19 protein-coding genes and 3 rRNA genes are annotated in these 23,930 nt (G+C 68.0%); 2 read left to right on the top strand and 20 right to left on the bottom strand.

Annotated elements, in window-relative coordinates; genetic code table 11:
- Positions 1-5 precede the first annotated feature (5 nt).
- From OHA19_RS22805 to OHA19_RS22755, 11 genes are all read right to left on the bottom strand, one after another.
- The gene (locus OHA19_RS22805) at positions 6-1,100 is read right to left on the bottom strand and encodes an NAD-dependent epimerase/dehydratase family protein (protein WP_405713858.1); all 1,095 of its coding nucleotides are present in this window, start codon (positions 1,098-1,100) and stop codon (positions 6-8) included.
- A gap of 198 nt (positions 1,101-1,298) precedes the next feature.
- Complete coding sequence (locus OHA19_RS22800) at positions 1,299-1,397, bottom strand: 30S ribosomal protein bS22 (protein ID WP_003948845.1); 99 nt, start codon at positions 1,395-1,397, stop codon at positions 1,299-1,301.
- A 110-nt stretch (positions 1,398-1,507) separates the two neighbouring features.
- Complete coding sequence (locus OHA19_RS22795; protein ID WP_014046653.1) at positions 1,508-1,720, bottom strand: helix-turn-helix domain-containing protein; 213 nt, start codon at positions 1,718-1,720, stop codon at positions 1,508-1,510.
- Positions 1,721-1,848: 128 nt separating this feature from the next.
- Positions 1,849-2,664, bottom strand: coding sequence for a phosphatase (locus OHA19_RS22790; RefSeq protein ID WP_405713860.1), 816 nt, complete (start codon positions 2,662-2,664; stop codon positions 1,849-1,851).
- Positions 2,665-2,786: 122 nt separating this feature from the next.
- Positions 2,787-3,959: an acetoin utilization protein AcuC gene (locus OHA19_RS22785; RefSeq protein WP_405713862.1), complete on the bottom strand. Its 1,173-nt coding sequence runs from the start codon at positions 3,957-3,959 to the stop codon at positions 2,787-2,789.
- Complete coding sequence (locus tag OHA19_RS22780; protein ID WP_405713864.1) at positions 3,928-5,136, bottom strand: MFS transporter; 1,209 nt, start codon at positions 5,134-5,136, stop codon at positions 3,928-3,930. Before OHA19_RS22780 ends, OHA19_RS22785 begins: the two co-directional genes overlap by 32 nt.
- 42 nt (positions 5,137-5,178) lie before the next feature.
- Positions 5,179-5,823 (bottom strand): HAD family hydrolase, encoded by a 645-nt coding sequence (locus tag OHA19_RS22775; protein ID WP_405751341.1) that lies wholly within the window; start codon positions 5,821-5,823, stop codon positions 5,179-5,181.
- Between the two features lie 74 nt (positions 5,824-5,897).
- Positions 5,898-6,014: ribosomal RNA gene (gene rrf, locus OHA19_RS22770) — 5S ribosomal RNA — on the bottom strand.
- Positions 6,015-6,090: 76 nt separating this feature from the next.
- A 23S ribosomal RNA gene (locus tag OHA19_RS22765) occupies positions 6,091-9,215 on the bottom strand.
- A gap of 309 nt (positions 9,216-9,524) precedes the next feature.
- Positions 9,525-11,050 (bottom strand): 16S ribosomal RNA (locus OHA19_RS22760).
- The 16S, 23S and 5S rRNA genes sit together here, the layout of an rRNA operon.
- A gap of 659 nt (positions 11,051-11,709) precedes the next feature.
- Complete coding sequence (locus OHA19_RS22755) at positions 11,710-12,699, bottom strand: GlxA family transcriptional regulator (RefSeq protein ID WP_405751338.1); 990 nt, start codon at positions 12,697-12,699, stop codon at positions 11,710-11,712.
- 74 nt (positions 12,700-12,773) lie between these two features.
- On the opposite strand from OHA19_RS22755, the gene OHA19_RS22750 reads away from it, so the two are divergent.
- Positions 12,774-13,358 carry a cysteine hydrolase family protein gene (locus OHA19_RS22750; protein ID WP_405713870.1) on the top strand — a complete coding sequence of 195 codons (585 nt, stop codon included), beginning with the start codon at positions 12,774-12,776 and terminating at the stop codon, positions 13,356-13,358.
- Between the two features lies 1 nt (position 13,359).
- Here OHA19_RS22750 and proC read toward each other — a convergent pair whose 3' ends face one another.
- The 6 genes from proC to OHA19_RS22720 form a co-directional block, all read right to left on the bottom strand.
- Positions 13,360-14,169, bottom strand: a complete 810-nt coding sequence (gene proC, locus OHA19_RS22745) for a pyrroline-5-carboxylate reductase (protein ID WP_405713872.1) — start codon at positions 14,167-14,169, stop codon at positions 13,360-13,362.
- 75 nt (positions 14,170-14,244) lie between these two features.
- Positions 14,245-15,045 carry an ABC transporter permease gene (locus OHA19_RS22740; protein WP_405713874.1) on the bottom strand — a complete coding sequence of 267 codons (801 nt, stop codon included), beginning with the start codon at positions 15,043-15,045 and terminating at the stop codon, positions 14,245-14,247.
- Complete coding sequence (locus OHA19_RS22735; protein WP_405713876.1) at positions 15,042-15,809, bottom strand: ABC transporter ATP-binding protein; 768 nt, start codon at positions 15,807-15,809, stop codon at positions 15,042-15,044. The genes OHA19_RS22740 and OHA19_RS22735 overlap by 4 nt, the downstream gene beginning before the upstream one ends.
- A 32-nt stretch (positions 15,810-15,841) precedes the next feature.
- On the bottom strand, positions 15,842-16,672 hold the full coding sequence (locus OHA19_RS22730; RefSeq protein ID WP_405751335.1) for a class I SAM-dependent methyltransferase: 831 nt from the start codon (positions 16,670-16,672) through the stop codon (positions 15,842-15,844).
- Positions 16,673-16,892: 220 nt separating this feature from the next.
- Positions 16,893-17,414 (bottom strand): hypothetical protein, encoded by a 522-nt coding sequence (locus OHA19_RS22725; protein WP_405713878.1) that lies wholly within the window; start codon positions 17,412-17,414, stop codon positions 16,893-16,895.
- Positions 17,415-17,516: 102 nt separating this feature from the next.
- Complete coding sequence (locus OHA19_RS22720) at positions 17,517-17,864, bottom strand: SH3 domain-containing protein (RefSeq protein WP_405713880.1); 348 nt, start codon at positions 17,862-17,864, stop codon at positions 17,517-17,519.
- Between the two features lie 132 nt (positions 17,865-17,996).
- On the opposite strand from OHA19_RS22720, the gene OHA19_RS22715 reads away from it, so the two are divergent.
- Positions 17,997-20,237: a serine/threonine-protein kinase gene (locus OHA19_RS22715; RefSeq protein ID WP_405751332.1), complete on the top strand. Its 2,241-nt coding sequence runs from the start codon at positions 17,997-17,999 to the stop codon at positions 20,235-20,237.
- Positions 20,238-20,324: 87 nt separating this feature from the next.
- Here OHA19_RS22715 and ilvD read toward each other — a convergent pair whose 3' ends face one another.
- The 3 genes from ilvD to OHA19_RS22700 form a co-directional block, all read right to left on the bottom strand.
- Positions 20,325-22,175, bottom strand: coding sequence for a dihydroxy-acid dehydratase (ilvD, locus tag OHA19_RS22710; RefSeq protein ID WP_405713884.1), 1,851 nt, complete (start codon positions 22,173-22,175; stop codon positions 20,325-20,327).
- Positions 22,176-22,360: 185 nt separating this feature from the next.
- Positions 22,361-23,083 (bottom strand): TetR family transcriptional regulator, encoded by a 723-nt coding sequence (locus OHA19_RS22705; protein WP_405713886.1) that lies wholly within the window; start codon positions 23,081-23,083, stop codon positions 22,361-22,363.
- A complete protein-coding gene (locus tag OHA19_RS22700; protein ID WP_405713888.1) occupies positions 23,080-23,907 on the bottom strand; it encodes a sugar phosphate isomerase/epimerase family protein in 828 nt (275 codons plus the stop codon). Before OHA19_RS22700 ends, OHA19_RS22705 begins: the two co-directional genes overlap by 4 nt.
- Positions 23,908-23,930: the final 23 nt, after the last annotated feature.

The following is a 23,930-nucleotide window of genomic DNA, read 5'->3' as shown; positions in this document are numbered from 1 at the left end:
CTCCTCTACCTGGCGCTGGGGGTCGGCTCGGTGTCGCCGGCCCCGGTGATCCCCGGAACATCGCCGCCCGCCCCCGCGAGCGGCATGGCGGCCAGCCGGTCGACCGCACCGCCCACCGCCTCGGGCGGCAGCAGTCCGGGCCCCTGACTGCGCGCGAACTCCGCGAACGTCTCCGCGGTACTGAACCGGGGGTGGAAGCCGAGGGTCTCGCGCATCTGGACGGTGGAGACCACCCGGCCGTGGGTGAGCAGCCGGATCTGCTCCGGCGAGAAGTCCGTCATGCCGACCGTACGCAGCGCTTGGCCGACCCAGGTGACCGCGGGCAGCAGCAACGGCACCGTCGGCCGCCCCAGCCGCCGCGAGCACTGCGAGAGCAGCAGCACCCCGTCCCCGGCGATGTTGAACGTGCCGCTGTTCAGCGTTCCACGCCCCGGCTCGCCGGACGCGACGCCCAGGACGTCGACGACATCGTCCTCGTGCACGAACTGGAGCCTCGGGTCGTATCCGAACACCGTGGGCAGCACGGGCAGCGAAAGGTAGTCGGCGAGGGGCGAATCGGCCTGCGGCCCGAGGATGTTCGCGAATCTGAGCACGCACACGGCGACATCCGGCCTACGGCGCGCGAAACCCCGTACGTACCCCTCGACCTCCACCACGTCCTTGGCGAAGCCTCCGCTGGGCAGGGACTTGGGCGGGGTGGTCTCGGTGAAGACCGCCGGATCGCGGGGCGCCGAGCCGTACACGTTCGTACTGGACTTGACCACCAGCCGCCGCACGCTCGGCGCCTTCTGACAGGCACCGAGCAGCTGCATGGTGCCGATGACGTTGGTCTCCTTGACCGTCGTCCGCCCACCCGTGCCGACCGCCTTGGCCGAGACGTCCAGATGCACCACCGTGTCGACGGAGTGCTCGGCGAGGACCCTGGCGATCGCGGGCTGGCGTATGTCCGCCGCCACGAAAACGGCGTCGCCCAGCTCGTGTCCGGGCGCGACCGCGTCGACGGCGATCACCCGGTCCACACCTGGATCACTCTGGATGCGCCGCACGAAGCGGCCGCCCAGCTGCCGGGCCGCTCCCGTGACCAGCACGACCTTCCCCAAGATCAGCGCCTTCCGTCGAAAGGTTTCCCCTGGCCGTCACCGTAGCGGGTGGATGTTGCCCTGTGATGACCGCGCGGCTGCCTTCCCGCAAGTCTTTGGCCCGAATGCGGGCGACCGCCGGGGCGACCGCCCCCACAACGCACCGCAGCCCTTCCACCGGACCGGTGGAAGGGCTGCGGATTCACGAACCGCGTTCGCTTACTTCTTGTTGCGACGCTGAACGCGCGTGCGCTTGAGCAGCTTGCGGTGCTTCTTCTTGGCCATCCGCTTACGCCGCTTCTTGATAACAGAGCCCACGACTACCCTCGCTCACTTCTTCTTCACTGGTGCGGGGCGTCTGGGCCCACACGACCTACGTCGGCCTAGCCTACCCGCCAGCGCGTGAGGGACGTAATCCGAGGTGAACCTCAGGCGGACTCCACCCCCACAAAGGACTCGCGGAGATACTCGTGAACCGCTTGCTCCGGTACCCGGAAGGACCTGCCCACCCGGATCGCCGGCAGATGACCGCTGTGCACCAAGCGGTACACGGTCATCTTCGACACTCTCATGACCGAGGCGACTTCCGCCACGGTCAGAAACTTGACCTCGTTGAGAGGCCTCTCGCTGCCAGCAGCCATGACCCACCTGTACCTTCCGCACGAGACGCCCACCGGCTTCCCCTCCGGTGACTCTTCGTCGTTGTGCGCTCACTCCCCAGATTAGGGGCGGGTGATGCGAGTGGGGAAGAGGTGAGACGATCGGCCGCCTACCGTGACAGAAACGCCCGATTGAGTACATAGCGCGTCAGCGGCCGGTAGTACGCGGACGGCACCCCGTCATCGAGCGGCACGGCGACCGCCACCCGCCCCTCGGCCTCCCCGACGAACAGCGCGGGATCGTCCGTATCGGCGAGACCGATCGCCTCAATGCCCAGCTGACCTGCCCCGCAGACCCAGCCGTGATCCCCCACAACCAGTTCCGGCAACCGCCCCCGGCCCTCCGCCGCCGCCTCCAGGACAACCCTGACCGGCAGCGGGGAATGGGTATGTGCGCCGGTGTCACCACCGCGCGACCGCACGCCGGGTTCGCGCACCATCGCGACTCCCCGTACGTAGTCGAGACTGCACGTGCGTACGCCGAACCGGGTCGTTATGTCGATACATCGCCCCTGCGCGGGGGTGAGGACGGGACACCCGGCCGCCGACATGGCGTCTGCCAGCGCTGCGTAGAAACCGAGCAGCCGGTGCGGATGACCGGTCCCGAACAGCACCGGCGCCCGCCGGACCGCGGCATGCGACAGCCGCTCGGCGAAAGCGTCCAGACCTGCCAGAGTCCGCTCCGGATCGATCACATCAGGCCCCGAGACATGCGCGGGATCATCCGAAACCCCGCACTTGTCGGCCATAAGACGGAGCAGATCCTGTTCTTCCCAGCCCCGCCCGGGGTCGAGGCCGAGTGTCACCCGCGGATCCCGGGCCGCGAAGAGCCGATAACTCCGCAGACTCACCTCCCGCGAGGTGGCCACGGGCCCGGCCAGCCGGGCCGCCAGCAGATGCGCACGCAGCGCTCCGGTGCTCAACACTCCACCGATGCTCCCCCAAGCACCCGGATGGGGGGCCGGAAGCCCGGTTACGCCCCACAGTTGGCGTAACCATTACTCGCCACCGCGCGGAAACGACCGCACCTCGACCGTCCCCGTCCGGCTCAGGTCAGCAGCCCCCGCAACGGGAACGCCGCCCGCCGCGTCGCCAGCACCGCCTGGTCCAGCCGGTCCGCCGGGTCGTACCCCTCCTCCCACGACTTCCAGGAGGGCGTACGGCCGTCCGTCATCCGGGCCGGCCCCAACTGCCGGGTCCGGGCGTAGACCTCGTCCCGCCACGACGACGGAATCACCGACTCCGGGTCCACCGGCGCATGCGCGGCGATCCCCACCAGATGCGTCCAGGACCGCGGCACCACATCGACCACCGCGTAACCGCCCCCGCCGAGCGCCAGCCAGCGCCCGCCCTCCACGTGCTCATGGGCAAGGTCATGACAGGCCGCCATCACCGCGCGCTGAGCGTCCAGCGACACCGCGAGATGGGCGAGCGGGTCCTCGAAATGCGTATCGGCCCCGTGCTGGCTCACCAGCACCTGCGGTCGGAAGTCCGCCAGCAGCTCCGGCACCACCGCGTGGAACGCCCGCAGCCACCCCGCGTCCCCCGTACCGGCCGGCAGCGCCAGGTTCACCGCACTGCCCTCACCCGCCCCGGAGCCGGTCTCCTCCGGCCAGCCGGTCTGCGGGAAGAGCGTCCGCGGGTGTTCGTGCAGCGAGATGGTCAGGACCCTCGGGTCCTCCCAGAAGGCCGCCTGCACCCCGTCCCCGTGGTGCACGTCCACATCCACGTACGCGACCCGCTCGGCGCCGAGCTCCAGCATCCGCGCGATGGCGAGCGCCGGATCGTTGTAGACGCAGAATCCCGCCGCGCCGCCCGGCATCGCGTGGTGCAGCCCGCCCGTGAAGTTCACCGCGTGCGAGGTGTCCCCGCGCCACACCGCCTCGGCCGCCGCCACCGACTGCCCGGCGATCAGCGCCGATACCTCGTGCATCCCCGCGAACGCCGGATCGTCCACCGTCCCGAGCCCGTACTTCTGATCGGCGTGCTTCGGATCCGCCGAGGCGGCACGCACCGCGGCCACGTAGTCCTCGCGGTGCACCAGCCGCAGCGTGGATTCCCCGGCGGGCTTGGCCGACACCACGTCCACCGCACCGTCGAGCCCGAACGCCCGGACCAGCCCCATCGTCAGGACGAGCCTGACCGGGTCCATCGGATGACTTTCCCCGAAGTCGTATCCCGTTACTGCGTCATCCCACATCAACTGTGCGCGGCCGCTCATGCCCGCCACCGTATCGGGCGGACTCCGCGCCGAACGACTTGGCGTACACCAACGTCGCAAGCACCAGCACCATCGGTACGAGCATCGCCCCCCGGTAGCTCCAGGCATCCCCGAGCGCCCCCACCAACGGCGATCCCACCAGGAATCCCACGTAGTTGAAGACGTTCAGCCGGGCGATGGCCGTATCGCTCGCCCCGGGGAACATCCGCCCGGCAGCTGCGAAGGTCTGCGGCACGATCACGCAGAGCCCGAGCCCCAGCATGGTGAACCCGAGCATCCCGACCCACGCCCCACCGGCCACCGCCACCACGGCGAACCCGGCGGCGGCCAGCACGGTCCCGCCCCGCACCACGGTCACGGCCCCGAACCGCCGCACCCCGAAGTCCCCGACGGCCCGCCCCAGCAGCGTCGTCACCATGTAGACGTTGTACGGAACGGTCGACAGCTGCTCCGAGCTGCCCAGCACGTCCTGCAGATACTTGGCGCTCCAGTTGGAGACCGTCGAGTCCCCGATGTACGCGAAGCTCATCACCAGACAGAGCGGCATCAGCAGCTTGAAGGAGACCGAGGCCGCCGCCCCCTTGCCCTGCACCTCCCCGGGCTTCGCCTCCGACTCCGTGCCTTCGGCGTACCACCGGCTCGCGATGAACACGACGGGCAGCAGCACGACGACCGCCGGCAGGTAGGAGACCAGCAGCGAAAGGTCCCAGTGCGCCCCGGCCCAGGCCATGGACGCCCCGGCGATCCCGCCCAGACTGTACGCGGCGTGGAACCCGAGCATGATGGATCGCCCGTACGCCCGCTGGAGGCTGACGCCCATCATGTTCATGGAGGCGTCGAGCGCCCCGACGGAGAGCCCGAACACGCCCAGCGCCAGGGCCGCCTCCCACAGCGCGTTCCCGGCGCCGGCGCCGAGCAGCGCGAGCATCACGACGGGCTGTGCCCACCTCAGCACGACCCTGGGCCGCACCCGCACGACCAGCTTCTCGGTGACCACACTGCCCACCCCAGCCAGGATGGGCACCGCGGCCAGGAACACGGGCAGCAGCCCGTCGGATATCCCGTACCGGTCCTGGATGGCGGGAATCCGCGTCACCAGCAGAGCGAAGGTGACTCCCTGCACGAAGAAACTCACCGTGAGGGAGGCCCTGCCGTGCCGCAAACGAGCATCTGTCATGGCCGCGAGCGTAAGGCCACTTCCTACCGGTGGGTAGATGGATCAGGCGAGCAATTCCCGGAGTTGGCCCATGTCGGAGAAGTGCCCGGTGACCCCGGCGAGCCGGTCCGCCGGCATCATCGACGTAAACCCGTACACATCCATCCCCGCGGCCCTGGCCGCCTCCACTCCGAGCGGGCTGTCCTCGATGACGACGCACCGTTCGGGAGCGACCCCCATGCGCTCGGCGGCGAGCAGGAACAGGTCGGGCGCCGGCTTTCCCCGCCCCACGTCCTCCGCGCTGAAGATCCACTCCTCCTCGAACCACTGATCGAGCCCGGTCTTCCGGTGCCCGACCCGGATCCGCTCGTGGTTGCCGGAGGAGGCGACGCAGTACGGAATCCCGTCGGCCACGAGCTTCCCGAGCACGTCCTCGACCCCGGCCACCGGTTCAAGCTCCTGCTCGAACCCGGCGAAGATACGCGAGTGGAGCGTCTCGTCGAAGTCCGCGGGCAACTTCTCGCCGGTCCGCTCCTCGACGAGATCGTGCACCCGGTGCACGGCGGACCCCATGTAGTCCCGCAGGCACTCCTGGTACGAGGTGGGGTGGCCGAGCTCCGTGAGGTACTCGGCCAGGATGGTGTTGGAGATCGGCTCGCTGTCCACGAGCACACCGTCGTTGTCGAAGATGACCAGTTCGTAGCGCATGGTTCGAGCCTAGACGTTCGGAAACGCAGAAAAGCCCCGTGTCCACAAGGACACGGGGCTTTCCCGTAAAAGGAGTTCGGCGGCGTCCTACTCTCCCACAGGGTCCCCCCTGCAGTACCATCGGCGCTGAAAGGCTTAGCTTCCGGGTTCGGAATGTAACCGGGCGTTTCCCTAACGCAATGACCACCGAAACACTATGAAATAAACAATACCGGAACAACACGGCCGTTCGTTATTTCAGAACTAACACAGTGGACGCGAGCAACTGAGGACAAGCCCTCGGCCTATTAGTACCAGTCAGCTCCACCCGTTACCAGGCTTCCACATCTGGCCTATCAACCCAGTCGTCTACTGGGAGCCTTAACCAATCAAGTTGGTGGGAATACTCATCTCGAAGCAGGCTTCCCGCTTAGATGCTTTCAGCGGTTATCCTTTCCGAACGTAGCCAACCAGCCATGCCCTTGGCAGAACAACTGGCACACCAGAGGTTCGTCCGTCCCGGTCCTCTCGTACTAGGGACAGCCCTTCTCAATATTCCTACGCGCACAGCGGATAGGGACCGAACTGTCTCACGACGTTCTAAACCCAGCTCGCGTACCGCTTTAATGGGCGAACAGCCCAACCCTTGGGACCGACTCCAGCCCCAGGATGCGACGAGCCGACATCGAGGTGCCAAACCATCCCGTCGATATGGACTCTTGGGGAAGATCAGCCTGTTATCCCCGGGGTACCTTTTATCCGTTGAGCGACAGCGCTTCCACAAGCCACTGCCGGATCACTAGTCCCGACTTTCGTCCCTGCTCGACCCGTCGGTCTCACAGTCAAGCTCCCTTGTGCACTTACACTCAACACCTGATTGCCAACCAGGCTGAGGGAACCTTTGGGCGCCTCCGTTACTCTTTAGGAGGCAACCGCCCCAGTTAAACTACCCATCAGACACTGTCCCTGATCCGGATCACGGACCCAGGTTAGACATCCAGCACGACCAGAGTGGTATTTCAACGGCGACTCCACAACCACTGGCGTGGCTGCTTCAAAGTCTCCCACCTATCCTACACAAGCCGAACCGAACACCAATATCAAACTGTAGTAAAGGTCCCGGGGTCTTTCCGTCCTGCTGCGCGAAACGAGCATCTTTACTCGTAGTGCAATTTCACCGGGCCTATGGTTGAGACAGTCGAGAAGTCGTTACGCCATTCGTGCAGGTCGGAACTTACCCGACAAGGAATTTCGCTACCTTAGGATGGTTATAGTTACCACCGCCGTTTACTGGCGCTTAAGTTCTCAGCTTCGCCGACCCGAAAGTCAGCTAACCGGTCCCCTTAACGTTCCAGCACCGGGCAGGCGTCAGTCCGTATACATCGCCTTACGGCTTCGCACGGACCTGTGTTTTTAGTAAACAGTCGCTTCTCGCTGGTCTCTGCGGCCACCCCCAGCTCATGGAGTAAATCCAATCACCAGTGATGGCCCCCCTTCTCCCGAAGTTACGGGGGCATTTTGCCGAGTTCCTTAACCATAGTTCACCCGAACGCCTCGGTATTCTCTACCTGACCACCTGAGTCGGTTTAGGGTACGGGCCGCCATGAAACTCGCTAGAGGCTTTTCTCGACAGCATAGGATCATCCACTTCACCACAATCGGCTCGGCATCAGGTCTCAGACTATATGCACGACGGATTTGCCTACCGTGCGTCCTACACCCTTACCCCGGGACAACCACCGCCCGGGCTGGACTACCTTCCTGCGTCACCCCATCGCTTACCTACTACCACCTTGGTTCATCGGCTCCACCACTACCCTCAACTCCGAAGAGATCGGGCCGGCTTCACGGACTTAGCATTAATGGGCTCAGTACTGGGCGTTTCAAAGCGGGTACCGGAATATCAACCGGTTGTCCATCGACTACGCCTGTCGGCCTCGCCTTAGGTCCCGACTTACCCTGGGCAGATCAGCTTGACCCAGGAACCCTTAGTCAATCGGCGCACACGTTTCTCACGTGTGTATCGCTACTCATGCCTGCATTCTCACTCGTGAACCGTCCACAACTCGCTTCCGCGGCTGCTTCACCCGGCACACGACGCTCCCCTACCCATCCGCACTCCCGTTGGGGATTAATGTACGAATGACACGACTTCGGCGGTACGCTTGAGCCCCGCTACATTGTCGGCGCGGAATCACTTGACCAGTGAGCTATTACGCACTCTTTCAAGGGTGGCTGCTTCTAAGCCAACCTCCTGGTTGTCTCTGCGACTCCACATCCTTTCCCACTTAGCGTACGCTTAGGGGCCTTAGTCGATGCTCTGGGCTGTTTCCCTCTCGACCATGGAGCTTATCCCCCACAGTCTCACTGCCGTGCTCTCACTTACCGGCATTCGGAGTTTGGCTAAGGTCAGTAACCCGGTAGGGCCCATCGCCTATCCAGTGCTCTACCTCCGGCAAGAAACACACGACGCTGCACCTAAATGCATTTCGGGGAGAACCAGCTATCACGGAGTTTGATTGGCCTTTCACCCCTAACCACAGGTCATCCCCCAGGTTTTCAACCCTGGTGGGTTCGGTCCTCCACGAAGTCTTACCTCCGCTTCAACCTGCCCATGGCTAGATCACTCCGCTTCGGGTCTTGAGCGTGCTACTGAAACGCCCTATTCGGACTCGCTTTCGCTACGGCTTCCCCACACGGGTTAACCTCGCAACACACCGCAAACTCGCAGGCTCATTCTTCAAAAGGCACGCAGTCACGACTGCATGTGCAAGCACACACAGCGACGCTCCCACGGCTTGTAGGCACACGGTTTCAGGTACTATTTCACTCCGCTCCCGCGGTACTTTTCACCATTCCCTCACGGTACTATCCGCTATCGGTCACCAGGGAATATTTAGGCTTAGCGGGTGGTCCCGCCAGATTCACACGGGATTTCTCGGGCCCCGTGCTACTTGGGTGTCTCTCAAACGAGCCGTCAATGTTTCAGCTACGGGGGTCTTACCCTCTACGCCGGACCTTTCGCATGTCCTTCGCCTACATCAACGGTTTCTGACTCGTCCCACGGCCGGCAGACCGCAGAAGAGAGATCCCACAACCCCGCATGCGCAACCCCTGCCGGGTATCACACGCATACGGTTTGGCCTCATCCAGTTTCGCTCGCCACTACTCCCGGAATCACGGTTGTTTTCTCTTCCTGAGGGTACTGAGATGTTTCACTTCCCCTCGTTCCCTCCACACTGCCTATGTGTTCAGCAGCGGGTGACAGCCCATGACGACTGCCGGGTTTCCCCATTCGGACACCCCCGGATCAAAGCTCGGTTGACAGCTCCCCGGGGCCTATCGTGGCCTCCCACGTCCTTCATCGGTTCCTGGTGCCAAGGCATCCACCGTGCGCCCTTAAAAACTTGGCCACAGATGCTCGCGTCCACTGTGCAGTTCTCAAACAACGACCAGCCACCCATCACCTCACCCTTGCAGGCAAGTTCACTGGGGCCGGCGTTTGAAGGCAACCTTGCGGCCATACCTTCAGACACCCAACAGCGTGCCCAGCACCCGGAATTCATCCGACCCGCTTTCCACGCTCCGAGGAGCAGTACTCACGACCCGTTTGAACCACCAGGTACTGAATAGTCAACGTTCCACCCATGAGCAACCACCGTCGAACATTTGCCGACGTAGTGGCCTCTGACCAGGCAAGCCCGGTAAGAAGTGCTCCTTAGAAAGGAGGTGATCCAGCCGCACCTTCCGGTACGGCTACCTTGTTACGACTTCGTCCCAATCGCCAGTCCCACCTTCGACAGCTCCCTCCCACAAGGGGTTGGGCCACCGGCTTCGGGTGTTACCGACTTTCGTGACGTGACGGGCGGTGTGTACAAGGCCCGGGAACGTATTCACCGCAGCAATGCTGATCTGCGATTACTAGCAACTCCGACTTCATGGGGTCGAGTTGCAGACCCCAATCCGAACTGAGACCGGCTTTTTGAGATTCGCTCCGCCTCGCGGCATCGCAGCTCATTGTACCGGCCATTGTAGCACGTGTGCAGCCCAAGACATAAGGGGCATGATGACTTGACGTCGTCCCCACCTTCCTCCGAGTTGACCCCGGCAGTCTCCTGTGAGTCCCCATCACCCCGAAGGGCATGCTGGCAACACAGAACAAGGGTTGCGCTCGTTGCGGGACTTAACCCAACATCTCACGACACGAGCTGACGACAGCCATGCACCACCTGTACACCGACCACAAGGGGGGCACCATCTCTGATGCTTTCCGGTGTATGTCAAGCCTTGGTAAGGTTCTTCGCGTTGCGTCGAATTAAGCCACATGCTCCGCTGCTTGTGCGGGCCCCCGTCAATTCCTTTGAGTTTTAGCCTTGCGGCCGTACTCCCCAGGCGGGGAACTTAATGCGTTAGCTGCGGCACCGACGACGTGGAATGTCGCCAACACCTAGTTCCCAACGTTTACGGCGTGGACTACCAGGGTATCTAATCCTGTTCGCTCCCCACGCTTTCGCTCCTCAGCGTCAGTAATGGCCCAGAGATCCGCCTTCGCCACCGGTGTTCCTCCTGATATCTGCGCATTTCACCGCTACACCAGGAATTCCGATCTCCCCTACCACACTCTAGCCTGCCCGTATCGAATGCAGACCCGGGGTTAAGCCCCGGGCTTTCACATCCGACGTGACAAGCCGCCTACGAGCTCTTTACGCCCAATAATTCCGGACAACGCTTGCGCCCTACGTATTACCGCGGCTGCTGGCACGTAGTTAGCCGGCGCTTCTTCTGCAGGTACCGTCACTCTCGCTTCTTCCCTGCTGAAAGAGGTTTACAACCCGAAGGCCGTCATCCCTCACGCGGCGTCGCTGCATCAGGCTTTCGCCCATTGTGCAATATTCCCCACTGCTGCCTCCCGTAGGAGTCTGGGCCGTGTCTCAGTCCCAGTGTGGCCGGTCGCCCTCTCAGGCCGGCTACCCGTCGTCGCCTTGGTAGGCCATCACCCCACCAACAAGCTGATAGGCCGCGGGCTCATCCTTCACCGCCGGAGCTTTCAACCCCGTCCCATGCGGGACAGAGTGTTATCCGGTATTAGACCCCGTTTCCAGGGCTTGTCCCAGAGTGAAGGGCAGATTGCCCACGTGTTACTCACCCGTTCGCCACTAATCCACCCCGAAGGGCTTCATCGTTCGACTTGCATGTGTTAAGCACGCCGCCAGCGTTCGTCCTGAGCCAGGATCAAACTCTCCGTGAATGTTTTCCCGTGATCGGGACAACACAACACGAGAGCGGAACGACCGGACGGAATAAGACCGGTCGTTCACAGCGTCCTCGCTGTGTAATTGCCTACCGGGTCAGTGACCCCGTAGGACTTTCAAAGGAACCACCAACCTGCCGAAGCAGGCCGGGGTATCAATATATCTGGCGTTGACTTTTGGCACGCTGTTGAGTTCTCAAGGAACGGACGCTTCCTTTGTACTCACCCTCTCGGGCTTTCCTCCGGGCTTTCCCTTCGTTCTTGCGTTTCCGACTCTATCAGACTCTTTCGTGTCCGATTCCCAGTCGAAGCGGGCCCTGCTTTCGCTTTCCAGTTCTTCGCTTTCGCGCTTCCCTTTCCGGCGAGTCCGACTCTATCAGATCCTTTCGGGCCTGATTCCCAGTCAGCGGGGTTTGCCTTCCCGGCTGTTGGGCCGTTCCGACGAGTGAGACTTTAGCGGAATCCCTGGCCCCGACGCTAATCGGGGTCACGCTCCTTCGAACGTGGATTCCTCATTCCGCAAATACGCACAGAAAGTCCGGCGACAGATGTCGCTGGCCTGATGTGGTTACTGCGGGATGGCTGTCCGGGGACCGACCGGGGTCGGCGCTCACGTCGGACAACTCGGAGCACATTACGGATGCGGGCAGGGCGTGTCAACCCCGGGCCTGGTCCGGCTGCCGGTGGAAGGCCAGGCGGTAGTCGCGGGGGCTGGTGGAGAGGTGGGTGGCGAAGTGCTGGCGCATGGTGATCTCGCTGCCGAAGCCGGTGCGGCGGGCCACCTCGGGAAGGGGGAGGTCGGTGCGTTCCAGGAGCTTCTGGGCTGCGGCGATGCGTTGGGTGATCAGCCAGCGCAGCGGGGTCGTGCCGGTGGTGGCCTGGAAGTGGCGGGCGAAGGAGCGGTGGGACATACCGGCGCGGGCGGCGAGGCCGGCGACCGTGTGCGGTTCGGCCAGATGGGCCAGGGCGAAGGCGCGTACCGCGGCGAGGGTGTCGGCGTCGCGGTCGGCGCGGGGGGTCGGGTGCTCGATGAACTGGGCCTGGGTGCCGATGCGGAACGGGGCCGTGACCATCGAGCGGGCGATCGTGGCCGCGGTCTCGGCTCCGTGCATCATGCGTACGAGGTGGAGGCAGAGGTCGATGCCGGCCGCGGTGCCCGCTGACGTCCAGATGTTGCCGTCGTGGAGGAAGAGGGCGTCCTGGGTCACCTTCACATGGGGGTAGGTGGTGCGGAGGTTGTCGGTGAGGTACCAGTGGGTGACTGCTCGGCGGCCGTCCAGGAGGCCGGCCTGGGCGAGCGGGAAGGCTCCGCCGCACAGGGACGCGATCGGGGTGGCTCGGGCGTGGGCGCGGCGGAGGGCCTCCAGGACCGGGGCGGGGGCCGGGATCAGGTGGTCGTCGAGGCCGGGGACGACGATCAGGTCGGCGCGGGTGAGCCAGGCGAGGGTGCGGTCGGGGGTGAGGGAGAGGCCGCCGCGCATGGCGATGGGAGTCGGTTCGGCGGCGGTGCGGCGCAGGTCGAAGTGCGGGACGCCGCGGTCGGTGCGGTCGACGCCCCAGACCTCCGTGATGACCGAGACGTCGAAGGCGCGTACTCCGGGGAAGGAGACGAGCGCGATGCGGGTGGGAGTGAGGGCGGTCGCCATCGTGGCAGTAAAGCATCGATCGATGGCTTTTTGACCTCTGGGGCACAACGCCGCCGGGCGGCAGGATCGTTCGTATGGAGATCGCAGAGAACGCAGCGCTGATCGTGGTGGACGTGCAGGAAGGCTTCGAGGAGGAGGCGTACTGGGGGGCGCGGAACAATCCGGAGGCGGACCGGAACATCGCGGGGCTGCTCGATGCCTGGCAGTCGAGCGGGCGGCCGGTGGTGTTCGTACGGCATGACTCGCTCAAGCCGGATTCGCCGTTGCGGGTGGGGCAGCCGGGGAACGGCTTCAAGGGGTACGTGGAGGAGCGGCGCGGGAAGGGCAGCGGGCCCGAGCTGTTGCTGACGAAGAGTGTGAACTCCGCCTTCTACGGGACGCCCGATCTCGCGGAGTGGCTGGAGCGGAGCGGGATCCGGCAGTTCGTGGTGGTCGGGATCCAGACCAACATGTGCGTCGAGACGACGGCGCGGATGGGCGGGAACCTCGGGTACGAGGTGTTCGTCCCGCTGGACGCGACGCACACCTTCGACCTGACCGGGCCGTGGGGGTGGACGCAGAGCGCGGATGAGCTGGCGCGGGCCACCGCCGTGTCGTTGCACGGCGGTGGGTTCGCGAAGGTGGTGCGCAGTGCGGAGCTGATCACTGCCGCGGACTAGGTCAGCCGTTGCCGGAGGCGAGTTCGCGGCTGCGGTCGCGGGCGGCTTCGAGGGCGGCGATGAGGGCGGCCCGTACGCCGTGGTTCTCCAGCTCGCGGATGGCACTGATGGTGGTGCCGGCCGGGCTGGTGACGGCTTCGCGCAGCTTGACGGGGTGTTCGCCGCTGTCGCGGAGCATCACCGCGGCGCCGATGGCGGCCTGGACGATCAGGTCGTGGGCCTGGGCGCGGGGCAGGCCGAGCAGGATGCCGGCGTCGGTCATCGCCTCGACGAGGAAGTAGAAGTACGCGGGGCCCGATCCGGACAGGGCGGTGGCCGCGTCCTGCTGCGACTCGGGGACGCGCAGGGTCTTGCCGACGCCGCCGAAGATCGCCTCCGCGGCGGCGAGGTGGTCGGTGGTGGCGTGGCTGCCGGCCGAGATGACGGACATGCCCTCGTCGACGAGGACGGGGGTGTTCGGCATGACGCGCACGACCGGGGTGCTCGCGGCGAGGCGGTCCTCGATGAAGGCGGTCGTGATGCCCGCGGCCGCGCTGATGACCAGGCGGTCGGGGGTGATGTGCTCGGCGAGCTCGTCGAGGAGCCGGCCCATGTCCTGGGGCTTGACCGCGAGGATGAGGATGTCGGCGCGCTTGGCGGCCTCGGCGTTGCTGACGGAGTCGACGCCGTAGCGGTTGTGGAGTTCCTCGGCGCGCTCGGAGCGGCGTGTGGTGACCACCAGGTTCGCCGGGCGCCAGCCCGCCCGGATCATGCCGCTGAGCAGGGCCTCGCCGATCTTGCCGGTGCCGAGGACTGCGACTGTCTGGGTCATGTGGTTCACCCTCCGGGCGGTGCTGACGGTTCTCGGTGCTCGGTGCTCGTGTCCGCCATCCTCGCACCGGCTCCGTCAGGCGGTGCGGCGGCGGAGGGTGGCGGCGCCGAGGGCGAGGACGAGGAGGGCGCAGCCCGCCACGATCAGTACGTCGCGGACGAAGTCGCCGGTGATGTCGGTGTGGCCGAGGACCTGGTTCATGCCGTCGACGGCGTACGACATCGGCAGCACGTTCGAGATCGCTTCGAGGACCGGGGCCATCCGGTCGCGGGCGATGAACAGTCCGCAGAGCAGAAGCTGCGGGAAGATCACGGCGGGCATGAACTGGACAGCCTGGAACTCGGACGCGGCGAAGGCGGAGACGAACAGGCCCAGTGCCGTGCCGAGCAGCGCGTCGAGCAGGGCGACGAGGAGCAGCAGCCACGGGGAGCCGATGACGTCCAGGCCCAGTGCCCAGACCGAGAGCGCGGTGGCCAGGAGGGACTGGACGATGGCCACGGCGCCGAACGCGAGGGCGTAGCCGGCGATCAGGTCGCCCTTGCCGAGCGGCATCGCGAGGAGGCGTTCGAGGGTGCCCGAGGTGCGTTCGCGCAGGGTGGCGATCGAGGTCACCAGGAACATCGTGATCAGCGGGAAGATGCCGAGGAGCGAGGCGCCGATGGCGTCGAAGGTGCGGGGGCTGCCGTCGAACACGTACCGGAGCAGTGTGATCAGGACGACCGGGACCAGGAGCAGCAGGGCGACGGTGCGGGCGTCGTGGCTGAGCTGACGCAGGACCCGGGCGGCGGTGGCGAGCGTGCGGGCCGGGCTCAGGAGCGGGGTGCCGGGCGCCGGAGGCGGTGCCGGGGTGGGCTTCGTGGCGGGCGTCGTGCTCATCGGGCGGGCTCCTGACGGGTGGCCACCTGGTCGACCAGGTGGAGGAACGCCTCTTCGACGGTGTCCGCGCGTGCGGCGGTGCGCAGTGCCTCGGGGGTGCCGTCGGCGAGGATCTCGCCCTCGCGCATGAGGAGCAGGCGGTGGCAGCGCTCGGCCTCGTCCATGACGTGCGAGGAGACGAGGAGCGTGGTGCCGCGGTCGGCGGCGAGGCGATGGAAGAGGTTCCACAGGTCGCGGCGGAGTACGGGGTCCAGGCCGACGGTGGGTTCGTCGAGGACCAGGAGTTCCGGGGTGCCGAGCAGGGCCACCGCGAGGGAGGCGCGGGCGAGCTGGCCGCCGGAGAGGGTGCCTGCGAGGGCGTCGACGTGGCTGGCCAGGTCGACCTCGGTGATGGCACGGGTGACGGCGGCGCGGCGGGCGTCGCGCTGTCGGCGGCCGGGCTGGAGGATCGCCGCGAAGTAGTCGAGATTCTGCCGGACGGTCAGGTCGGTGTAGACGGACGGGTCCTGGGTGACGTATCCGATGCGCGGGCGGAGCGTGGGGTGGCCCGCGGGGCTGCCGAGCACGTCGAGGGTGCCGGTGACCTTGGCCTGGGTGCCCACGACGGCCCGCATCAGGGTCGACTTCCCGCAGCCCGAGGGGCCGAGGAGGCCGGTGATCCTGCCGGGTCCGACGGTGAAGTCGATGCCTCGCAGGACCGTGCGGTCGCCTCGTACGACCGTGAGGCCGTGGGCCTCGATGGCGGCACCCCGGTTATTCATCATGTGATGAATATTGATCCCGGGGTGCCTGCCCGTCAAGAGGCGGGGCTGGAGGGGACGACGGCCACGCTCAGGTCGACCGCGTAGCTCTCCTCGACCGTGCCGTCCGGGAAGAGTTCCGCGAGCCGGGCGCCCTCCTCGGCGAGGAAGCGCCGGGTGGGCTCCGCGCCGAGGACGAGGAAGGCGGAGTGGCTGCCGAGGTTGGCGAGGTGGGTGTCGAGGGGCACCCGCCGGGTCCAGGGCACGCGGCGGTGCGTGAAGTCGAGCCCCGCCGGCAGGTCGCGGGAGCGGACGGGCGAACCGTGGGCGGAGTCACCGGCGCCGAAGAAGCGGCGCAGCCGGGCGTCCTGTTCGGCGATCCAGGGGACGGAGTGGTCGGAGACGTTCCACCAGAGGGCGAGGGCGCCGCCGGGGCGAAGGACGCGCAGCGCCTCGGCGGTGGCGAGGGCCCGGTCCGTCCAGTGCCAGGACTGGGCGTATGTGATCAGGTCGGCCGATGCGGTGGCGAGGGGGAGGCGGTTGCCGTCGCCGCGTACGACGGGCAGGTGCGGGAGCGAGCGGTGGAGTTCCGCCGCCATGCCGGCGCCCGGTTCGACGGCGGTGACCCGGGCGCCGCGGTCGTGGAGGAGCCGGGTGGAGATGCCCGTGCCGGCGCCGATGTCGACGGTGCGGGCGCCCCGCAGGGGGCGGTGGGCCAGTTCCTCGACGGCGTCGAAGAGTGCGGGCGGGTAGCCGGGGCGGGCCGCGGCGTACTGGTCGGCCGCGCGGTCGAAGGAGAGCGCGCGGGGCGGGGCCGGGGTGGCCGGCGGCGTGGCGGGTGTGGATGAGGAGGCGGGGGTGGGGAGGTGGGACTCGGCGGGAACCATGATGGGTTCATCGTGGCTCGCGCCGGGGGCGTGCGCCGGTGCTTTCGCCGGACCGACGAGCGGGGTGGCGAGCGGCTCGGCGGGCGGGGTGGCGTGCGCGCGGGGTGCGGGCGGGTCGGCGTGGCGCGCGGGGTGGCGAGCGGGTCGGCCGGTGGGCCGGTGGGTCGGCGCGGGCTTGCCGGCCCGCGTCTGCTCGGGATGGAGTCGGGTCGGGGTCGCGCTACTTGCGCTTGGGGCGCTTGGCCTTGGTGCTCTTGCGGGCCGCCGGGTTCCCGGTGCGGGCCGAGCGGCGCTTCTCGTAGCGGGCCAGGGCCGTCTCGTACTCCGTGCGGTGCAGCTCCTCGCCCGGCGCCTCCCGGAACGTACGGAGGAAGTACGCGATCAGTGAGCCGACGAAGCCGATCGTCTTGAGACCGCGCAGATTGGCCTCGCGCGCCGGGTCGGCGGGGCGGCGGCTGAACCCCTCCCAGGTCTTGCGGAAGGCGATGGCGCTGCAGATGGCGAACATCAGCACGACCAGGATGCCGACGAAGCCGCCGACGTCGGCGATCTGGAGCCCCTGGTAGGCGAACCGGAGCACGAAGCAGGCGGCGACCGCGGCGGCCAGCGAGCCGACCGCCGCCCCGGCACGCCGCAGCCCGTAGTTTCCGCTGTGGTCGACCCAGGTCGTACCGAAGAAGCGCAGGGGCTCGGGCTGCGGGCCGGGCGCGCTGGAGCCGGGGGCTTCGCTGTTCTCGCTCACGAAGTCGATTATCCCCGGGCGGTCGCGGTCCCGGACGTGCCGGTCACCGTTACGGTCCGGACCCCGGCCGCCGTCGCGGCCGGGGTGCCGTCGCCGTCGCGGTCAGTCGCAGCGCGGCGCGATGTAGCCGTCGCTGCCCGTGTGGACGTAGGCGTCCGCCACGAACTGGCCGTTGGCGATGTTGTCCCAGAGATTCGAGGTGCCGTACGGGCCGGTGACCCGCTCCCCCGGCTTCTGGCAGTAGACCGGAACCTTCATTCCGTACGGGAGGGTCCTGACGATCCCGTACTTGGTGCCCGGTCCGGTGCGGACGTTGACGCGGTAGCCGGGTGCGATCGGATACCTGGTGACGTCGTCGGAACCGGCGAGCGTCTCCATGTCCTCGGCGACTTCGGCCGTGACGTCGGCCGCGGCGTCCGCCGTGATTCCGGTGTGCTCATCCATGGCCATGAGGCCCTCCCCCGTTGAGAGATGGTGTGTACGACGCGTACGACGCGCAGGCTACAAGCCCCATCCGGATCGCACGCACCATCGACTAGGCTCCGTGCGTCGCGCTTGCGGACGAACACACGGGGGTGGGCGATGCCGCCGCTGCGAGGTACCGGAGCCAATCCGGAAGCGGAGCATCCGGAGTACGCCGGGCAGTACCGTCTTGAGGCACGTCTCGGCGCGGGCGGCATGGGTGTCGTACACCTGGCGCGCTCCGCCTCCGGGCTGCAGCTCGCCGTCAAGGTGGTGCACCGGCAGTACGCGGCGAACCCGGAGTTCAGGGCGCGTTTCCGGCAGGAGGTCGGGGCGGCCCGGCGGGTCAGCGGCGCTTTCACGGCACCGGTCGTCGATGCCGATCCGGATGCCGGGCGGCCGTGGATGGCCACCCTGTACGTGCCCGGCCCCACGCTCGCCGACCAGGTGAAGCGGAACGGGCCGATGGCCCCGGCCGAACTGCGCAGGCTGACGGCCGGACTCGCCGAGGCGCTCCGGGACATCCATCGGGCCGGTGTCATCCACCGCGACCTCAAGCCGAGCAACGTGCTGCTCTCCGACTCCGGGCCCAAGGTCATCGACTTCGGGATCTCCCGGCCGTACGACAGCGATCTGCGCACCGAGACGGGCAAGTTGATCGGCTCGCCGCCGTACATGGCGCCCGAGCAGTTCCAGCGGCCGCGTGAGGTCGGGCCCGCCGCCGACGTGTTCGCCCTGGGTGCCGTGCTCGTCCACGCGGCGACCGGCCGGGGGCCCTTCGACTCGGACAGCCCGTACATCGTGGCCTACCAGGTGGTGCACGACGAGGCCGATCTGGCGGGGGTGCCGGAGGAGCTGGCTCCGCTGATCGGGCAGTGCCTGACGAAGGACCCCGCCGGGCGGCCCACCCCGGACGAGATCATGACGACGCTGCGTCCGCCCTCGTACGAGGCCGCCGCGTTCATACCGTCGCAGCGGCGGCCCGCCACCGCCGGAGCGGGGGCCGATGCCGGTGCCGCAGGCGTGGCGGCCCTCGTCCCGGAGACCGGCGCACGCGTCGGCGCGGAAGCGGATACGCACGTGGGCGAGGCGGCGCGGGACGCGAAGACGGCAGGCGGTGGCGGCAAGCGGCGGTGGCTGGCGGCCACCGCGGCGCTGCTGGTCATGGGGGCCGGCGGGGTGTGGGCCGCCGGCCCGGGGGCCGACCTGGACGGCTCCGGCGGCTCCGGCGAGCCGGGCGGGGCGAAGGGCTCGGCGGAGGAGTTCGCGCCGTGGCGGACCGCGTTGCGGACCACCGGGAGAGCGACGCCGGTCTGCACCCCGGCGGACGGCTCCGGGGCGGACGGCTCCGGGGCGGAGGCGTCCGGTCCGCCCACGCTGTACTGCGCGACGAGCGGCATCGGCGTTGCCCGGCTGGACTCCGTGGACGGCCGGATGCTGTGGTCGCGTCGCGCCGAGGCCGACGCCCCGGCGGTCGGCGTGGTGTCGGTCTCCGGCGGTCTGGTGCACACGGCGGTGCCGGGCGGGAAGCTCCGGGCGTACGACCCCGCCAGGGGCGAACAGGTCTGGGACGCGGATCTCTCCCCGTACCTGGGCACCCCCTTCGACGCGGGTGACGCGCTGCTGCTGGTCGCCGAGGACGGCACGACCGAAGCGCTCGACTCCGCGACCGGGGTGTCCCTCTGGCGGCATCCGCTCGCCGGGCACCAGCGCCCGGACTACGCGCTGTACGACGCCGGCACGGGGCTGGCCTACGCGTTCGAGCACTCGGCCTACGGATCCACCACGCTGGTCACCGCCGTCCACGCCACGACGGGACGCACGGCGTGGCAGCGGCGGCTGGACGGGATGCTGACCCCGGTGGGGACCTCGGACGGTGCGCTCGTCATGACGTCCATGAACGGGGACGCCCAGACCGTCGGGCTCGTCCGCTACGAACCGGGGGCGCGCGACGTCGTACGGCTGGCGCTGCCGTTCCGGATGAACGAGCCGGGGGTCGTGCTGGGCGGGGACACCGCCTATCTGTTGGCGCACGGCGGGACGCTGGTCGCCGTCGACACCCGCCCGGCCGAGGGCGGCAGAACGGTGCGCTGGCAGCTGGAGACCGGTGCCGGGCGGACCTCCGCCCCCGTCCTCGCCGCCGGGGACCGGCTGTACTTCTCGACGGCGGACGGGCGGCTGCTGGCCGTGGACACCGAGCACGGGAAGCTGCTCGGGCAGACGGGCCCACGGCTGCGGAACGGGAGGCTCACGTACTCCTCGGAACTGCCCGCCCCGGTCGCCGCCGGCCGGACCGTCTTCGGGACCGCGCCCGACGGGTCCGTGTTCGCCGTGGACGGACAGGACCCCGCCCGCTGGTGAGAGCGGGCGGGAAGCGGGCGGGGTCCTCGTCGGTCGGCGGGCTGATCAGCCCGGCTTGGATGCGTCTCAGCTCGGCCTGGAAATGTCTCAGCCCAGCTTGGACACGTCGCGCACCGCGCCCCGGTCCGCGCTCGTCGCCATCGCCGCGTAGGCGCGCAGCGCGGCCGAGACCTTGCGCTCGCGGTTCTTCGGCGCGTAGACGCCGTTCAGCGCCTCGCGGCGGGTGGCCAGCTCGGCCTCCGGGACGAGGAGCTCGATCGAGCGGTTCGGGATGTCGATCCTGATCCGGTCGCCGTCCTCGACCAGCGCGATCGTGCCGCCCGACGCGGCCTCCGGCGACGCGTGGCCGATGGACAGGCCCGACGTACCGCCGGAGAAGCGGCCGTCGGTCACCAGCGCGCAGCTCTTGCCGAGGCCGCGGCCCTTGAGGAAGGAAGTCGGGTAGAGCATCTCCTGCATGCCGGGGCCACCGCGCGGACCCTCGTAACGGATGACGACGACGTCGCCCTCCTTGATCTCCTTGCGGAGGATCTTGTCGACGGCCTCGTCCTGCGACTCGCAGACGACCGCCGGGCCCTCGAAGGTCCAGATCGACTCGTCGACGCCCGCCGTCTTCACGACACAGCCGTCCTCGGCGAGGTTGCCCTTGAGGACCGCCAAACCGCCGTCCTTGGAGTAGGCGTGCGCCAGGTCGCGGATGCAGCCGCCGGCCGCGTCCAGGTCGAGGGTCTCCCAGCGCTCCGACTGCGAGAAGGCGGTCGCGGAACGGACGCATCCGGGAGCCGCGTGCCACAGCTCGACGGCCTCCGGGGACGGGGAGCCGCCGCGGACGTCCCAGTCCTTCAGCCACTGGGCCAGGGAGTCGGAGTGGACCGCGTGCACGTCCTCGTTGAGCAGGCCGCCGCGGTGCAGCTCGCCGAGGAGGGCGGGGATGCCGCCGGCCCGGTGGACGTCTTCCATGTAGTACGTGCCGCCGGGGGCCACGTTGGGCGCGACCTTCGACAGGCAGGGGACGCGGCGCGAGACCGCGTCGATGTCGCCCAGGTCGTAGGGCAGCTCGGCCTCCTGCGCCGCGGCGAGCAGGTGCAGGATCGTGTTGGTGGAGCCGCCCATCGCGATGTCCAGCGCCATCGCGTTGTCGAACGCGGCGCGGGTGCCGATGGAGCGGGGCAGGACCGTCGCGTCGTCCTGCTCGTAGTAGCGCCTGGTGATGTCGACGACCGTGCGGCCGGCGTCCTCGTACAGCGCCTTGCGGGCGGTGTGCGTGGCGAGGACGGAGCCGTTGCCGGGGAGGGAGAGGCCGAGGACCTCGGTCAGGCAGTTCATCGAGTTGGCGGTGAACATGCCGGAACAGCTGCCGCAGGTGGGACAGGCGTTCTCCTCGATACGGAGGATGTCCTCGTCCGAGATGCTCTCGTCGACGGCGTCGCTGATCGCGTTGACCAGGTCGAGCTTGCGGACCGTGCCGTCGACCAGGGTGGCCTTGCCGGCCTCCATCGGGCCGCCGGAGACGAAGACCGTCGGGATGTTGAGGCGCATCGCCGCCATCAGCATGCCGGGGGTGATCTTGTCGCAGTTGGAGATGCAGATCAGCGCGTCCGCGCAGTGCGCCTCGACCATGTACTCGACGGAGTCGGCGATCAGGTCGCGGGAGGGGAGGCTGTAGAGCATCCCGCCGTGGCCCATCGCGATGCCGTCGTCGACGGCGATGGTGTTGAACTCGCGCGGCACGGCGCCTGCGGCCTTGATGGCCTCGGAGACGATCCGGCCGACCGGGGCCAGGTGGGTGTGGCCGGGAACGAACTCGGTGAAGGAGTTGGCGACCGCGATGATCGGCTTGCCGATGTCCTCGCTCGCTACGCCCGAGGCCCGCATAAGGGCGCGGGCGCCCGCCATGTTGCGGCCGTGGGTGACAGTGCGGGACCTCAGCTGGGGCATCGTCTCTCGCTCCTTCGACGTTTAAGACTGCCTCCGAGCGTACGCCTCCGGCTCCAAGATCTGGACACAGTGTCCGAAATGCGGGACGAAGTGCTCGATGGATGGTCGGGCCGCGAGAGCCGTCGCCGCGGGGCTCAGGGCTCCGTCGGACGGCTCAGGGCCCCGTCGGACGGAGCCGGGGCTCCTCAGTCGGCGCCGGACTCCGTCAGATAGCGCTGGAGCGTCGGGGCGACCATCCCGATGATCTCCTCCGGGTCCGCCGAGGCCAGCGGTTCCGCCTGGATCACGTAGCGGAGCATCACGATCCCGAGCATCTGCGAGGCCGCCAGCTCGGCGCGGAACGTGGCGTCCGGTACGTCCAGTGCCTCCGCGACGCGTTCCAGGAGCCGGCGCAGCACGAAGCCCCTCAGGACCTTGGCCGCCGCCTCGTGGGTCAGCGCGGATCGCATGATCGCCAGCAGCGGGGCCCTGGTCGCCGGGTTCTCCCATACGGCGATGAAGTAGCGGGCCAGCCGCTCCCCCAGCCCGTCCGTGCCGTCGCCGAGGACGTCCGGGATCACCAGGGCCGGCTCGAAGGACAGCTCGATGGCGGCCGCGAAGACCTCGTCCTTCGTGCCGAAGTAGTGGTGGACCAGGGCGGAGTCGACTCCCGCCGCCTTGGCGATGCCCCGGACCGACGTCCTGTCGTAGCCGCGCTCCGCGAATTCGGTGCGGGCCGCCTCCAGGATGCGGGTGCGCGCGTCGGGGCCGGTGGTCTCGGCGGTACGGGAGGGGCGGCCGCGACGCTTGGGGGCTGTGGGGCTGGTGGGGCTGGACGGGCCCGTAGGCTCCGTGGGCTCCGTGGGGCTGGAGGGATCCACGGGCTCCGCAGGGCCGTCGTCGGCGCCGCCCGTGGGGTCACCCGTCATGGGCGCGGCGCCCGGGTCGGGGACGACGCCAGGTGGAGCCGGGTGAAGGCCAGCGCCTCCGCCAGATCGGCCTCGCGTTCGGCGGTGGACATGGCGCGGCGGGTGTTGACCTCGATGACGACATGGCCGTCGAAGCCGGTGCGGGCCAGGTGCTCCAGGAGTTCGGCGCAGGGCTGGTCGCCGCGGCCGGGCACCAGGTGCTCGTCCTTGTTGGAGCCCTTGCCGTCGGCGAGGTGGATGTGGGCGAGCCGGTCGCCCATCCGCTCGACCATCGCCATGCCGTTCGTGCGGGCCGTCGCGGTGTGCGAGAGGTCCACGGTGAAGTGGCGGTAGTCGTCGTGGGTGACGTCCCAGTCGGGGGCGTACGCGAGCATCTCGCGGTCCCGGTACCGCCAGGGGTACATGTTCTCCACGGCGAACCGCACATCGGTCTCGTCCGCCATACGCCAGATCCCGGTGACGAAGTCGCGTGCGTAATTGCGCTGCCAACGGAACGGCGGATGGACGACCACGGTCGTCGCCCCGAGCTTCTCCGCCGCGGCGCGGGCCCGCTGGAGCTTCACCCACGGATCGGTGGACCAGACGCGCTGGGTGATCAGCAGACAGGGCGCGTGGACGGCGAGGATCGGTACCTGGTGGTAGTCCGACAGCCGCCGCAGTGCCTCGATGTCCTGGCTGACGGGGTCGGTCCACACCATGACCTCGACACCGTCGTAACCGAGGCGCGCGGCGATCTCGAAGGCCGTCGCCGTCGACTCCGGGTAGACGGAAGCCGTCGACAGGGCGACCTTCGCATCCGGGATGCGCACCACTGGTTCTGCCACTGGGACAGCGTACGGGCAGTGGT

The sequence above is a fragment of the Streptomyces sp. NBC_00012 genome (genome assembly GCF_045040875.1).
GTDB lineage: Bacteria > Actinomycetota > Actinomycetes > Streptomycetales > Streptomycetaceae > Streptomyces.
The sequence above is the reverse complement of the archived record's forward strand: the minus strand, read 5'-3'. Positions and strand labels throughout refer to the sequence as shown.

What these genes read in the sequence shown, in the direction of transcription:
- OHA19_RS22740 (WP_405713874.1), bottom strand. Translation starts at nt 15,045, where the DNA reads ATGAGCACGACGCCCGCCACGAAGCCCACCCCGGCACCGCCTCCGGCG.
- OHA19_RS22795 (WP_014046653.1), bottom strand. Translation starts at nt 1,720, where the DNA reads ATGGCTGCTGGCAGCGAGAGGCCTCTCAACGAGGTCAAGTTTCTGACC.
- OHA19_RS22755 (WP_405751338.1), bottom strand. Translation starts at nt 12,699, where the DNA reads ATGGCGACCGCCCTCACTCCCACCCGCATCGCGCTCGTCTCCTTCCCC.
- OHA19_RS22705 (WP_405713886.1), bottom strand. Translation starts at nt 23,083, where the DNA reads ATGACGGGTGACCCCACGGGCGGCGCCGACGACGGCCCTGCGGAGCCC.
- OHA19_RS22750 (WP_405713870.1), top strand. Translation starts at nt 12,774, where the DNA reads ATGGAGATCGCAGAGAACGCAGCGCTGATCGTGGTGGACGTGCAGGAA.
- OHA19_RS22720 (WP_405713880.1), bottom strand. Translation starts at nt 17,864, where the DNA reads ATGGCCATGGATGAGCACACCGGAATCACGGCGGACGCCGCGGCCGAC.
- OHA19_RS22715 (WP_405751332.1), top strand. Translation starts at nt 17,997, where the DNA reads ATGCCGCCGCTGCGAGGTACCGGAGCCAATCCGGAAGCGGAGCATCCG.
- OHA19_RS22780 (WP_405713864.1), bottom strand. Translation starts at nt 5,136, where the DNA reads ATGACAGATGCTCGTTTGCGGCACGGCAGGGCCTCCCTCACGGTGAGT.
- ilvD (WP_405713884.1), bottom strand. Translation starts at nt 22,175, where the DNA reads ATGCCCCAGCTGAGGTCCCGCACTGTCACCCACGGCCGCAACATGGCG.
- OHA19_RS22775 (WP_405751341.1), bottom strand. Translation starts at nt 5,823, where the DNA reads ATGCGCTACGAACTGGTCATCTTCGACAACGACGGTGTGCTCGTGGAC.
- OHA19_RS22735 (WP_405713876.1), bottom strand. Translation starts at nt 15,809, where the DNA reads ATGATGAATAACCGGGGTGCCGCCATCGAGGCCCACGGCCTCACGGTC.
- proC (WP_405713872.1), bottom strand. Translation starts at nt 14,169, where the DNA reads ATGACCCAGACAGTCGCAGTCCTCGGCACCGGCAAGATCGGCGAGGCC.
- OHA19_RS22785 (WP_405713862.1), bottom strand. Translation starts at nt 3,959, where the DNA reads ATGAGCGGCCGCGCACAGTTGATGTGGGATGACGCAGTAACGGGATAC.
- OHA19_RS22730 (WP_405751335.1), bottom strand. Translation starts at nt 16,672, where the DNA reads ATGGTTCCCGCCGAGTCCCACCTCCCCACCCCCGCCTCCTCATCCACA.